12 protein-coding genes and 1 riboswitch are annotated in these 13,680 nt (G+C 42.0%); of the genes, 10 read left to right on the top strand and 2 right to left on the bottom strand.

Annotation, left to right across the window (positions count from 1 at the left end; genetic code table 11):
* Positions 1–170: 170 nt before the first annotated feature.
* From LG336_RS26115 to LG336_RS26095, 5 genes are all read left to right on the top strand, one after another.
* Complete coding sequence (locus LG336_RS26115) at positions 171–2,534, top strand: carboxypeptidase regulatory-like domain-containing protein (protein ID WP_404330390.1); 2,364 nt, start codon at positions 171–173, stop codon at positions 2,532–2,534.
* Between the two features lie 380 nt (positions 2,535–2,914).
* A complete protein-coding gene (locus LG336_RS26110; RefSeq protein ID WP_404330389.1) occupies positions 2,915–3,421 on the top strand; it encodes a sigma-70 family RNA polymerase sigma factor in 507 nt (168 codons plus the stop codon).
* Positions 3,418–4,860: a DUF4179 domain-containing protein gene (locus LG336_RS26105; RefSeq protein WP_404330388.1), complete on the top strand. Its 1,443-nt coding sequence runs from the start codon at positions 3,418–3,420 to the stop codon at positions 4,858–4,860. Before LG336_RS26110 ends, LG336_RS26105 begins: the two co-directional genes overlap by 4 nt.
* A 309-nt stretch (positions 4,861–5,169) precedes the next feature.
* Positions 5,170–5,580 carry a DUF2809 domain-containing protein gene (locus LG336_RS26100; RefSeq protein ID WP_404330387.1) on the top strand — a complete coding sequence of 137 codons (411 nt, stop codon included), beginning with the start codon at positions 5,170–5,172 and terminating at the stop codon, positions 5,578–5,580.
* A 189-nt stretch (positions 5,581–5,769) separates the two neighbouring features.
* A complete protein-coding gene (locus LG336_RS26095) occupies positions 5,770–7,875 on the top strand; it encodes an OmpL47-type beta-barrel domain-containing protein (RefSeq protein WP_404330386.1) in 2,106 nt (701 codons plus the stop codon).
* Between the two features lie 329 nt (positions 7,876–8,204).
* On the opposite strand, the gene LG336_RS26090 is transcribed toward LG336_RS26095, so the two are convergent.
* Positions 8,205–9,260, bottom strand: a complete 1,056-nt coding sequence (locus LG336_RS26090) for a LysM peptidoglycan-binding domain-containing protein (RefSeq protein WP_404330385.1) — start codon at positions 9,258–9,260, stop codon at positions 8,205–8,207.
* A 189-nt stretch (positions 9,261–9,449) separates the two neighbouring features.
* Here LG336_RS26090 and LG336_RS26085 point away from each other — a divergent pair, with 189 nt between their 5' ends.
* Together LG336_RS26085 and LG336_RS26080 are read left to right on the top strand one after the other, a co-directional pair.
* Positions 9,450–9,605, top strand: coding sequence for a hypothetical protein (locus tag LG336_RS26085; protein WP_404330384.1), 156 nt, complete (start codon positions 9,450–9,452; stop codon positions 9,603–9,605).
* A 180-nt stretch (positions 9,606–9,785) separates the two neighbouring features.
* Positions 9,786–9,871: riboswitch (cyclic di-GMP riboswitch) on the top strand.
* Positions 9,872–9,892: 21 nt separating this feature from the next.
* A complete protein-coding gene (locus tag LG336_RS26080; protein ID WP_404330383.1) occupies positions 9,893–10,030 on the top strand; it encodes a hypothetical protein in 138 nt (45 codons plus the stop codon).
* Positions 10,031–10,096: 66 nt separating this feature from the next.
* On the opposite strand, the gene LG336_RS26075 is transcribed toward LG336_RS26080, so the two are convergent.
* Positions 10,097–10,879: an SGNH/GDSL hydrolase family protein gene (locus tag LG336_RS26075; protein WP_404330382.1), complete on the bottom strand. Its 783-nt coding sequence runs from the start codon at positions 10,877–10,879 to the stop codon at positions 10,097–10,099.
* A gap of 204 nt (positions 10,880–11,083) precedes the next feature.
* Between LG336_RS26075 and LG336_RS26070 the strand changes: the two genes are divergently transcribed.
* From LG336_RS26070 to LG336_RS26060, 3 genes are all read left to right on the top strand, one after another.
* The gene (locus LG336_RS26070) at positions 11,084–11,830 is read left to right on the top strand and encodes a YveK family protein (RefSeq protein ID WP_404330381.1); all 747 of its coding nucleotides are present in this window, start codon (positions 11,084–11,086) and stop codon (positions 11,828–11,830) included.
* Positions 11,820–12,524, top strand: a complete 705-nt coding sequence (locus tag LG336_RS26065; protein ID WP_404330380.1) for a CpsD/CapB family tyrosine-protein kinase — start codon at positions 11,820–11,822, stop codon at positions 12,522–12,524. The genes LG336_RS26070 and LG336_RS26065 overlap by 11 nt, the downstream gene beginning before the upstream one ends.
* A 116-nt stretch (positions 12,525–12,640) precedes the next feature.
* A complete protein-coding gene (locus LG336_RS26060) occupies positions 12,641–13,405 on the top strand; it encodes a tyrosine-protein phosphatase (RefSeq protein WP_404330379.1) in 765 nt (254 codons plus the stop codon).
* Positions 13,406–13,680 lie beyond the last annotated feature (275 nt).

Here is a 13,680-nt window from a genome sequence, read left to right as displayed (position 1 = left end):
TTTCTGTTCAATAAAAGGAATCTCCATATCCTTCCAATTTTGTCGAAACATTATAGTCGAAATTAGGAAGGGGATTTCACTTATCAGGAAGAATTAATTAGATTGGAAAAAATACTTGCTTGTTGGACAAGCGACTATTTTTTACTTTTAATCGTGATGGGGGAAACACAATGAAAAAGGGGCTGTACATGCTTTTATTCATGATCTTATTCATGAGCGTTGCCATTAGCCATGTCAGTGCTGCTGAGGTGCAGGGGGAAATTAAAGAAGGGGCCACAAGTTTACAAAACACCCAGGTGGTCATTCGCGAGCAAGGAAACAACAACCTAATCCAGACCAGAACTGATGGGAACGGTTCATTTAAGGCCAAGCTGGCCGATGGAACGTATGCCATTAAAGCCGTAAAGGGGAAGAACGATACATGGTTTAGCACAAATGAACAATTTGTCGTCAAAAAAGGCAAAATCAACGGCGAGATTGTTCTTTCAGAAAAGAAACAAAGCAAGACACCAACAGCACAAGCTAGCAATTTTACCGGAGTGCTAAAGGAAGGAAACAAAGGATTAAAAGCAACCCTTCTCCTCTCAAATTATAGCGAATACGAAGAGGAATTTTACACTATTAACACAAAGGGCAACGGTAACTTCGCGGCTTCACTGCCGGATGGCAACTACTTTCTATTTGGAATCCAACTGGACGATGGGTTTTACCGTCATGAACTGCAGTTTACCGTTCAAGACGGAAAGATGGTTGCCAATGGCGAGGAACAAGCAAATCTAACGATCACCATTCCTAAAAATGCCTACACAGGCCAAGTAGCTGATTCCTCAACACCTTTAACCAATGCGCACCTCATAGTAGAGAAAAAGGGAGCCAGTGAGGAGGAGGGAACAGAGTTTATTCAAGAGACAATGACGAATAAAAAAGGGGCGTTCTCGCTACGTGCCCTACCGGATGGCGTCTATACTCTAAGTGTGACCCATGACACATTCAGTTCCTGGAACTTTCAAACCTTTGAAGTAATCGATGGCGCAATTTATGTTGATGGCGTCCAAACCGATTCTTTTCGCATCACCGTACCGGAAATAACGTTAAATGGAACGCTCTATGACGGCGATCAGCCAATATCGACAAACGCCTATATCAGCTTTGGTGGAGAAAATGAATCAGGAGAGTATAACGATTATTGGATGCCAGTCGATTCATCGGGTAACTTTCAATACCGCTTAGAAGATGGCAGCTATACCATCACTTATATTAGCGAACAAAACCGCGACAACGCTGTGAACATCTCGTTTGAACTCCGCGACGGACAGATCTATCAGAACGACGAAATCATATCAAACTTAAAAATCACCCTGCCGCCAGTAACATTCAGCGGCAAGCTCGTTGATGGAGGACAGGCTCTACAAGGTGCGGTTAATGTTGAGCAAATTTCCGAAGAAAGTTATGAATGGTATCATGCACAAACAGATGAAAATGGGGTTTACTCGCTACGCTTGCCAGACGGCAGCTATCAAGTAACGGGCGGGTACTTATTTGACGAAGGAGAAGATTTAAGCCTCTATCTTCCATTTGAGATTGTCGACGGTAAGCTTGTTGTCGATGGTCAGGAACAAGCAAAGTTAGATGTGCAAATTCCTCCTGTAAGTGTTCACGGTCTTGTAAAAGATGGCAGTCAAGTCGTAACTAGTGGGCACGTATCCATCATGTCAGAAGATCATGGGGGTTACAGTTTTAAGCAGATCAACGAAGACGGAACCTTTAGCCTTCGTTTAGCAGATGGCAACTATCAATTGATGGAGGTTCAGCTAGAAGATGGAACTACTGCAAATGTAAATCAAGCATTTTCCGTTCAAGATGGTCAAACCTATGTGGATGGTCAGCTTCAAGAAAGGCTAGAGATTATCGTCCCACCAGTTACGGTAACAGGAACGTTAACGGAATCTGGAATCCCAGTCATGGGAAGTTTGTACATCATGGAAATGTATGATGCGGAAGATCCTTTACAGGCACACACCTCATCAGATGAACAAGGTCGCTTCCAACTCCGTCTTCCAGATGGCGAGTACAAAGTTTACGATATTTACCCTTGGGACGGTCCTGCCTTCCATTCAGGTGCAGAATTTAAAATTGCTGACGGTCAACTATACATCAATGGTGAAAAAGCAGAGCAACTGAACATTGCGCTTGATCCAGTAACCGTAACCGGCACTGTCACCAACGGCGAAGAGTTGGTATACGAAGGCTTTGTGTCCATTGCTTCATTAGATGGCAACTGGAGCGCTGGCTATCCAGGTTGGATTCAAGGTGGGAATTATCAAATGCGACTTCCTGACGGGGAGTACCAAATTACTATGGTCCAAGACTTTTATTCTGGTGATTATTACTTTAATAAACCATTCACCTTGAGTGAAGGAAGAATCTTTGTAGATGGGGAAGAAGTAAGTACATTGGATCTTAATTTGCAGGATGGCGTACAAGAAACGTTCCCTGAAGACAATTGGGAAGAACCCGTAGAAGGTGAAGCCTAAGTTTCGACTATATGTAAAAGTAGAAAGCCCTCAAAATGACGAGGGCTTTTTTCATTTGAGAGTATAATAGAAAAAGGCTGTTTTCGTATAGATTGTTGTTAAAATTGTAAAAATCTTAAAGCCGATTTTTACTAGATAAGCTATTTGGTACGTAATAAGAAGTTTGCGCGCTCTTTTCTCATTAATAAAATGGTACTTTGAAGGGAAACAAAGCTTAATTCAACCGAATTTGTATCCAAGGGCAACAAAAGAGCCTAGAAAAAACCAAAGCCAAACACACAACATGTTCGTCTAATCAATGAGGATGCAGAGGGACGCTGCTTTTGCGAGAGAAACGTCCTCTTGCGTCCGCAACTAAGGGGGTGGCGAGGATTTTAGAGTTGATACATAAAGCTCAATCAGGCGATGATGAAGCCTTTTTGGAGCTGTTTCAGAGATATGAGCAGGATTTATACCGCATGGCGTTTGTGTATGTGAAGAATCAAGACGATGCGCTTGATGTGGTCCAGGAGACGGCCTATAAGGCTTTTAAAAACATTCAAAGCTTACGCGAACCACGCTTTTTAAAAACATGGTTAATCAAAATTGCCATCAGCTGTGCGACAGATTTACTAAGGAAGCGGAAGAATGTCGTCTACATGAACCAAACCGATATGGAGCTTATCGGCAAGGACAACACCGATGTGTCCATGACCATCACCGTGAAGCAAATCCTTGAAAGTTTGGACGAGCATGAAAAGACCCTCGTTTTTCTGAAGTATTACAGTGAGTTAACCTTTAAAGAAATTGCGGAATTGAAGGACCTGCCATTGGGGACTGTCAAAACCACGCTGTATCGGGCATTAGAAAAGCTACGGGTTCAAATGAAGGGAGCGGATCTTTTATGAGCAAGCACATTAAAAGCGAACTAGAGAAAATTGACATCCCAGCAGAGCTCCATAACCGAGTCAAATTGGGCGTCAATCAGGCGAAAGAAGAGATGCTGGCCGAGCAAAACCACACACCAAGGAAGCGACCTAGTAAAAGAAACAAGTGGAAGGTTGGCGGCCTTGTAGCAGCGTCCATCCTAACGATCACGCTCTCTTCCGGCTTTGTTCACCCAAGCATGAATCAAGTGTTAGCTAGTACGCCGCTAGTAGGCGGAATCTACGAAAAGTTTGGCGATAAAATGGGCATGCATCTGGCAGAGCAAAACCTAGTCACCCCAATAACCCAAGCAGTCACCAAGAACGGCGTCACTGTAAAATTAACCAATGTCTACTTTGACGGCGATGTTGTCAGCATCACCGGAAATGTAAGTGGCGACCTGTCCAAGGGGCATAACGAACCAGGTGAAGTGAGCATGGATCTGAACTTTGAAAACAACAAAGGCGACAACGACCCATGGTTAAACGGGATGTCTACCGACATGCAGGAAGGTGACAACGGCCATGACTTTCAGTGGAAGATAAACTATCCTTATAAAAGCATAAAAGAAGACTTCACGCTGCCGATTTCAATTCATAACATCAATGGCATCGAAGGGGAGTGGACATTTAATGTCCCAATCAGCCAAGAACATAGTAAGGCACTGGTCCTAGACCATTCTCAACACTACGAAGCTGACGGTGTCACGATTAAGGTCACAGAACTAAAGCAATCCAAGGCTTCGTCGACCCTTACTTTTGAAACCATTACTAGCTTTGAAGGAGATAACGTCGAACTCTATAAAGCAGAGGATGAAAACGGAAACGTTCTATTCCATTATGAAAATGATACGCTCCTAGCAAGTAGCAAACAAGATGATGGCTATCATCAGACCTTCCGAAAAACCGTCGATCAAATCGCAGCAGGAACGAAAGCCATCACCTTCTATCCAGCTTTCACAATTGCCGACCCAACCGTACAACAAAGGCTGGATGAAACTAGTTTTACCTTAGAAAGCGAGCGGTCTGATTTAGCCATCAAGGTCAACAATGTTACGCAGGAAGGCGACAAGCTAATTCTTGACTATCAGTTCCAAGGGCTAGCGGATGACCTAAGCAACCAAAAGCTCGAAATCATTCAGCATAACCTATCCTATGCGTTTACTTTAGTCGATCAAGACTTTGTCGATAAAATAGACCCGGAAAACCCATTCCCACCAGAGGGCCATAGCATTTCACGCAACGAAGTCAAGGTTATCGATCAAAAGAAACACGAGTACCAGGCCATCTTTGATCTAAAAGGAGAAGAGAAATTCGAGAACTTCTCGTTAGCAGATACCGTGTTACGAATGGACTTTAATAGTTATATTGATAACAAGGAATTAGCTCCGTTTACGGTGGAGCTTTCAAGTCAAAAGTAGCTATGTTAAACGAGGATGTTGATTTCCGCTCCAGGCACTTCGCTTTCCGCGGGCGTGCCGGGGAGCCTGTCTAGCTATAGCTCCTAGCCCCTCGAGTCGCTTCAGGCTGACAGTTCAAGTCAAAGTAAGACTTCATCTGTCAGCCCTCCAACGCTCGTCGGGGCTGAACAAGGCGCTTCCGCTTTTCTATCTCCTCGGCGATTGTGCGCCTGTGGGTTTCCCCTGCACCGTGCCTTCCGCTCCAATCAAAGGTAGATAAAAACAAAGAAGTACTTAAACAAAGCCAATACAATAAAAAGAGTGATTTCATTGAAGGCATTTAAAAAATCAACTATTAAGCAATATGGAAAAGGTAGAATATTTTACTTCGCAGCAGTCGTGCTAAGTATTTTACTAGGTTTAGCCTCGAGGAGGTACGGTGAGTTTCTACCGGTATTTGTTGCGGATAACGCTGGGGATATGCTGTGGGCGATGATGGTTTATTTTGGGCTCCGTTTTTTACTAGTTCATAAAAGGCCAACCCATTCCATTTGGCTAAGCATTATATTCTGTTACGGCATTGAATTAAGTCAGCTTTATCAGGCAGAATGGATCAATTTCATTCGCAGTACAGCCCTCGGAGCACTGGTTCTTGGGAAAGGGTTTTTGATGGTGGATTTGGTCCGCTATACAGTTGGAATTATCATTGCAACCCTTTTGGATATAGGGAAAGGCGAATGACCATAAAACGGTAGAATAATAGTGAAAATCGAAGGTCAATTGCCCCTTTCCCCTAAAAGATTATGGAAATTAGTCAATTTAGCCCAAAAGACCGTTTTTCTGTACTAGACTATAAGAGGAGTAACAGTAGGGAGTTAGCTTCCCTACTGTTTTTAAATTAAAAAAATAGAGAGAAGGGGGAAAAGGCTTGTGAAAAATAAAAAGAGTTTGGTAGCGCTACTTCTTGTTGTGGTAATGGTATTTTCAGTCGTTTTACCAGCAACAAGTTTCGCGGCATCTGATGTAACAGCGCCAACCTTGCATGATTTTACAGTTTCAGCCAAAGAGGCAACAGTTGGCGATACAGTAAGGATTGTGGCGGATGTGACAGATGATTTGTCAGGGGTGCAACGAGTAAGTGTCCGCTATGAAGCGCCTGAAGGAACTGGTTATAAGTATGTTCCTCTAGAGGTAAATCCTGAAACAGGAAAGTATGAAGGGACATTTGTAATTGGCCAATATGACGCAACTGGTCATTGGAACATATCATACATTGCGATGTATGATCATCAAGGAAATCATTATCTTTACCAAAATTCAAATGGTGGAAATGAAACCAAGTACAAGGATTATGAATACAAGGATTTAAGTCAATATGATGTTCTCGTATCGGGGACAGAAGAGGACAAGGAACCACCGACACTAAATAAGTTTATCGTTTCTCCAACGAATGTAGAGATTGGGGATCTGGTAAAAATCGAGGCGGACGTAACAGACGATATATCAGGTGTGAAACGAGTGAGTGTCCGCTATGAAGCCCCTGAAGGGACAAGTTATAAGTACGTTCCTTTAGAATTAAATCAGGAAACAGGAATGTACGAAGGGACCATCGAGATTGACCAATTTGATGCAATCGGGAATTGGACAATAGCGTACATTGCGATGTATGACCACCAAGATAATCATTATCTTTACCAAAATTCAAATGGTAGAGCTGAAACCAAATATGAGGATTACGAATACAAGGATTTAAGTGAATTTGATATCGTCATCTCTGAGATGGAAGAGGACAAGGAACCACCAGTATTGCAGAGCTTTACGGTCTCACCGCAGCAGGTCAAGAAAGGCGATACGGTAAAAATAGAAGCCGATGTAACAGACGATTTTTCAGGAGTGGAGCGTGTAAGTGTCCGCTATGAAGCCCCTGAAGGGACAAGTTATAAGTACGTTCCTCTAGACGTCAATCCAGAAACAGGTAAGTACGAAGGTACCTTTGGGATTACCCAATACGATGCAATCGGAACTTGGAAGATCGAATACATTGCATTGTATGACAATCAGGGAAATTCCTACTTGTATCAAAACCGAAAGAATGAAATGAAATATGAGGATTATGAGTATAAGAATCTAAGCGAATACGACGTTGTTGTTGAAGAATTTGACCAACAAGCGCCCGTTACGAATATGGATATCGAATCTTCTTCACCTAAAAACGGTGAGTGGTATTCATCCTATGTCACGGTTTCGTTAAATGCCGACGATGACCAGGGAGTAGACAAGACTTTTTATAAAATCAATGATGGGGATTGGATCCAATATAAAGAACCCTTTGACATACAGGATGAAGGATTAACCACGATTGCCTATAAGAGTGTCGACAAAGCCGGAAATGAAGAAGCAGAACAGAGTGAAGTGATTCAATTCGATCAAACGGCACCTGTGACAAGCGCAAGTGATGTGCCTGAAAACTGGACAAATGAAAACGTCGCTGTAACGTTAGAAGGTACCGATGAAATTTCAGGAGTAGCCTTTACAGAGTACAGAATGAATAATGGGGAATGGACAGAGTATAAAGCTCCTATTCAAGTGACAGAAGATGGGAACAACGTGATTGAATACAGAAGCGTGAATGTTGCTGGGAACGTGGAGGAAGCTCAACATGTTGAAGTAAAAATCGATAAAATGAAGCCCACTTTACACGTTTCCTTTGATCAATCTGTCATAACGAAGAAGAACCACAAGCTTGTTCCGATAAAATCGACCATCGTATCTGACGATTCATTATCTGGTGTTGCATCGGTTGAATTAGTATCGATTAAAAGCAATCAAGCGGATAACGGTTCAGGGGATGGGAACACGGAGCAAGACATTCAAGGCTTCGAAATAGGGACAGCTGATACAGCATTCCTCGTTCGAGCAGAAACAACTGCAAACGAGGATCGGATTTATACAGTTACGTACAAAGCAACCGACAACGCTGGAAACGAAGTCCTTGCTACTGAAGAGATTAGGGTTAAGGGCAATCAAGCGAAATAAAAGGAAAAAAGGTGGAGATACGAGGTATCGCCACCTTTTTTGTTGTTAGTTCTACTCAAATACAAGCCAGTGAACCCCCATACTCTCAGGCTTGTTCCCAAAACTCAGCAATTTAATATAAGATAAACACCTATTTAATAGAAGAAACTCGGTAAGCGTTTACACAAAAAGTGTATGTGGCCAGGGTGGAGTTTTGGATGCCTGGACCCATTTTTTTGAACATAGTAGTGGGAGGGAAGGAGTTGAACGATTAGGGAAGGAAGACATCTTACGATGTTAGCTGAAGCAAAAAGAAGCACCCAACAAGGTGCTTCCTTAAAAATCAAAGTTTAATAGAATCGCTTAAAGCTCTCAAAATGCTTTTTGTAATAGGTGTTGGTTAGGCTTGAAATTTCAACTTTATCGTTGCCGGCGTGGATGAATTCGTTGTTTCCTAGATAGATGCCTACATGTGAGATGCCTTTTTTATACGTATTGGCAAAGAAGACAAGATCGCCGGGTTGTGGCTTGTCGACATAATAGGAGCGGTTAAAGTATCCATCTGCGGATGTGCGGACTAACCCTTTACCTGATTTGTTATAAACGTAGTTGATAAACCCACTGCAATCAAAGCCTTTTGTTGAGCTGCCACCCCATACATAAGGCGTTCCAAGTAAGGCTTTGGCATCTTTAATGAGTTGATCTGCACTATTTGAAGCGGCAACTTCTTTTTCGGGCTCACTAATAGTCACTTGTCCAGAAACCTTTAGCGTTTTGCCTGCATAAATTAAATCTGAGGATAGATTATTTAATGCTTTTAGCTGTGTAACCGTCATCTTGTGTTGCTGGGCGATTTTGCCTAAAGTATCGCCAGCTTTAATTTTATAATAGACCGTTGTGGCTGTTTCATTAGATGGAGCCGGTGCAGTTGAGCCAGTGCTTGGCGCCTGTGGTGCGCTTGGTGCAGGTGCTGTGGTTGTTCCTTTGGCCGGATCAGAGACAGAAAGCTTCTGGCCAGGGAAAATCAGGTCACTCGTCAGCTTATTCCAGCTCTTAAGTTTCGCGACCGTTACCTTATGTTTGGATGCGATGGCACTTAAGGTGTCGCCACTTTTAATGGTATATGTACTTGTTCCGGTATTGGTCGTGGTGCTTGGTGCGCTTGGTGCAGGAGTAGATGGTTGTACTTCAGTTGTTTTTGAGACTGTTAGCTTTTGATTTGGAAAGATGAGGTCTGATGATAACCCGTTTAGGCTTTTTAGTTTGCTAACAGTGATGGAGTGGTTTCTCGCAATATGTGAGAGAGTATCTCCTGATTTGACGGTGTATGTATCAGCAAAGGCAGTTGAGGCGAATGCCGATGACAGAATCGCGGCCGTAGCGATGGTGGCAACTTTTTTCTTCATTATTTGTAAATCACTCCTATGATTGTTTTTCCTTACTAAATATTCTACCATATCGAAATGATAGAGGTCATTAAATTCTGTCAATATTCCCCATAGTTTCCTAGGAAAAGAAGTAATTATTGGAAAAGGATTTACAAATGTTCCGAATTTTAATAGAATAATGTCAGATTACCACGGAGGATTATACTATTGAATACTGAGATGTCGGATATGAGTGGAAAACAGGATGAGTTTTTCGACTTGCTTAAGCGTACCTATGAAAAGGGTATGACAGAGAAAGAGATGACCGTTGAAAGATTGCTAGAAGACTTAAAAGTGGATATTCGTAGAGTCATTACGAAATAGCATAAGGCGCAGATGCGTCTTTTTTTTGTTATTAGGAGCTGTGTAAAGGAATATGGTTGTATGGAGCGGAAATCAACATCTAGGTCATTCCTCCCCGCCTTAAAATCGACACAATTAGACAAAACCCTACGAAAGTAGCTTTCCATATATTTCCCCCTAGGATTATAATGAATAGTGATTTGTGTATAAAGGCAAAATCACTGAAAGGTGATGACGCAAAGCTATAGGGGCCTCCGCTAATTCAGCAAGGCTAGCCAGTTGCCATCAAATAGTAAAGGGGAAAAATCATGTCCAAGTCGTATTTTATGACTCCAGAGGAGAGAATGAGGAAGAAAGCACGGGATAAGAAGCTTCTTTATTTTTCGCTCATTTTAATGACAGCCGTTTTAAGCACAGCCGTGACATTCCTAGCGAACCAACTATAGAATTCAAGATCCATACAACAAAAAAGGAGCTGTTCCATTTCTGGACGCTCCTTTTCTATTAGTTTCTTAATCTGCAATAAAGTAATCCAAGACAAACTCTGCCCATGCTTGATGTCCTTTTTCACTAGGGGTTATTGATTGGCTATCCTTTGTTAAGTAAGCTTGAATTTCCTTTTTGTCTGGATTTGGCCAGGCTGTCCAGTGATTCAGATAAGGAATCTTTTCCTCGTCTGCGTACTTTTGCAAGGCATCCACTTGAACTGGATAGTAGTTTGCTTGATAAAGTGGGTTTGGAGGCTGGAGAAGCAAAACATGTTCAGGCTTTTCCTCTGCTAATCCTGTCATGATTTCCTCAATCGTCTGATGGGATTCACTAATCATGACATTGCCATTGTCCATTAAGGTAAAAGGTTCGAGAAGTGTGACATCTGGCTTTTCGGCGATTAACTCTTCAAGTTTGTCTTTATCCTTAAATTGCTTCGAGGTAAGATCATAGCTTTTGACGATCACTTGGACGGTTTCGCCGTAAGTTTGTTCGAGTTCTTTTTTTACGATTGTACTCCAAGCGGTTTCGTCTGAGCCGAGAGCATCAGTGGAACCGGCGATTAAAATCGTAAACGGTCGATTTTCTTCAAGGGCAAGTTGATAGTTCTCCTTTGCTTGGGCAGGCCAGTTTGCTGTAAGCTTCAGGAATGATTCGGGATCAACTTGAGGTTCTTCTACTTCGAGTGGTATTTCTTGTTTGCCTTTCTCTGCTGCAACGAAGGTTTTCTCTTTCCAGTGTTTGTTTCCGACAATGAGAACCGCAATGCAGCCAAGTGCGAGAAGTGTGACAAGGAACCGTTTCATAAAAGGAGATCACCCTCTCTTCCAGTTAAATGTAAATTATGCCATGTTTCTAAAATACCTTAATAAAAGTCACAATCCATGTTTAAATAAAGTAGTGCTAAGGGCACATGACAAGTTTAATAAAATTATGACAAATAACGGCAATTATTACAAGTTGATATGCTATAATACTAAAAGATTTGTAGAAAAAGAGCGGAGGATATCATGGAAGAAACAATTAGTTTAAAAGAGTTGCTGCAGACACTTAGAAAACGTTTGGCTTTAATCCTAGCGATTACGTTAACAGCCGTTATTATATCGGGAGTAGTCAGCTTTTTCTTTCTAACGCCGATTTATCAAGCATCAACACAGATATTAGTTAACAAAAAATCAGAAGATCAGCTATATTACAATTCGAATGAACTGCAGACGAGCATGCAGCTTATTAATACTTATCAAAGAATATTAACGAGTCCGAGAATCTTAGATATCGTTGCAAATGAATTGAACCTAGATATGGATGGCAAACAATTGATTGGGAAAGTTACGGTGCAAACGGATGATTCCCAGGTTATGAATATTTCTGTACAAGATGAAAATCCTCAACAAGCGGTGGACATTGCCAATACGATTGCTTCTGTGTTCACAAAAGAAGTAATCGACATTTTTGAAGTCGACAATGTGAGTGTGCTCTGGACAGCAGAGGTTGCAGATGCACAATCTCCAGTAAAACCACAACCGATGCTAAATATCGCGATTGCCTTAGTTGTTGGCTTAATGGCTGGTGTGGGACTTGCATTCCTATTAGAGTACTTAGACAATACGGTTAAAAATGAGCAAGATGTTGAGAAAGTGCTTGAGCTTCCAATCCTAGGTGTAATTTCAGTCATTGATGAAGCGAAGATGGTAGAAGCATCTGCAAGACGTCAAGCACGTAATACAAAAGCAAGAGGTGAGACAGTTGGGTCTTAAGAAAAAAGCAAAGAAACCGACAACCGAAACACGCCGAAAACTAGTGACCTCGATTGACCCGAAATCACCGATTTCTGAGCAATATCGGACTGTACGGACAAGCATCCAATTTTCTTCTGTGGATGAAGACGTTCAAACGATCATGGTGACGTCTGCTGGTCCTGGAGAAGGGAAGTCGACAACGGCAGCGAACCTAGCGGTTACGTTCGCACAGCAAGAGAAAAAGGTATTAATTGTTGATGCCGATTTACGGAAACCGACGATGCACTATACCTTTAACCAAACTAATACATTTGGGTTAACGACTGTGCTTGCAGGGCAGATTCCGTTGAATGAGGCCATTAATCCGACAGATGTGTTCAATTTATCTGTGTTGACTAGTGGTCCGATTCCGCCAAATCCAGCTGAGTTAATGGGCTCAAAGAGCATGGCACGATTTTTAAAAGAAGCAAAAGAAAACTATGACATCATCATATTTGATACACCGCCACTTTTAGCGGTCACAGATGCCCAAGTACTAGCCAACTCATGTGATGGGACCGTTATGGTGATTTATAGCGGTAAGACAGAAATGGAAGAAGCAACGAAGGCGAAGGAATTACTTTTAAATACAAAAGGGAAATTGCTTGGTGCGGTGTTAAATCATAAAAAGCTAGAGAACTCAGATTATTACTACTATTACGGCGCCAAATAATTCCAAATAACCATTTCGACAAAATGCGACAAAATACCCCCTTTGACCCATATTGTAGGTCGGTGGTACTATATTAAAAGACTTATATTTCGACAAATGGAGAGGGGGAGAGCGCAATGATAGACTTGCATTGTCATATACTACCAGGGATTGATGATGGCGCACAAAGTGACGATGATAGTCTTGCGATGGCGAGAGCAGCTGTTCAGCAAGGAATCACCACCATCATTGCGACCCCCCACCATAAGAATGGAATCTACGAGAATCCGAAACAGGACATCTTGGGAAAAGTAGCGGAGCTAAATAAGAGATTGCAAGCGGAAAAGGTAGATTTGCAAATCTTACCTGGACAAGAGCCTGCAATAACGGGAGAATTAGCTGAAGATTTCGAAAGTGGACAGATTATGACGTTGAATGATACAAATTATGTGTTTGTCGAACTTCCGTCAAATCATGTACCGAGATACACAGAGAAATTGCTGTATGATTTGCAATTGAAAGGGCTCATTCCGGTGATTGTTCATCCTGAGCGAAATAGCGAAATTCATGAGCGCCCAGAGTTGCTATACAAATTAGTAGAAAAGGGTGCATTAGCACAACTAACTGCTGGGAGTGTATGTGGCAGGTTTGGGAAGAAGATTAAGAGTTTTTCAGAGCAGTTGATTGAGGCGAATCTTGTTCATTTCATTGCTTCGGATGCCCATAATGTGACAAGTCGTGCGTTTCATTTAGGACAAGCTTATGATGTGATTGAGAAACAGTACGGAGTGGATATGGTTTATCTGTTTACCGAGAATGCTGAGTTGCTTGTTGAGGGATTGAATGTTTACAAGGAAGTGCCTCAAAGGGTGAAAAGGAAGAAGTTTTTGGGGATATTTTGATGTTGAGATATTCGGGGGAGGAACTTTTGTTTCTTCTATAGTAGCAATGTTTTTTTAGGATAATGGAACTTCGTTCCTATATTTTAAGGATTAAAGACCCTGTTTTATAAAGACTTGAAGCTATAGAATAACTTCAAATAGATAAATCTAGCTATGTAACAACAGCTTCGAGAGTTAACTCCTGACCGGTGATGTCTCCTATCCGTTATATATGGGGACACTCGATCATGCTGTGGGATGCATTAGTTTGCAGGCCTTAGACGCGTTATGTCGTC

The organism is Mesobacillus maritimus (assembly GCF_044803185.1).
GTDB classification, from domain to species: Bacteria; Bacillota; Bacilli; order Bacillales; family Cytobacillaceae; genus Mesobacillus_B; species Mesobacillus_B maritimus_B.
Note: the sequence above shows the minus strand (reverse complement) of the source record. Positions and strands in the feature narration are given on the sequence as shown.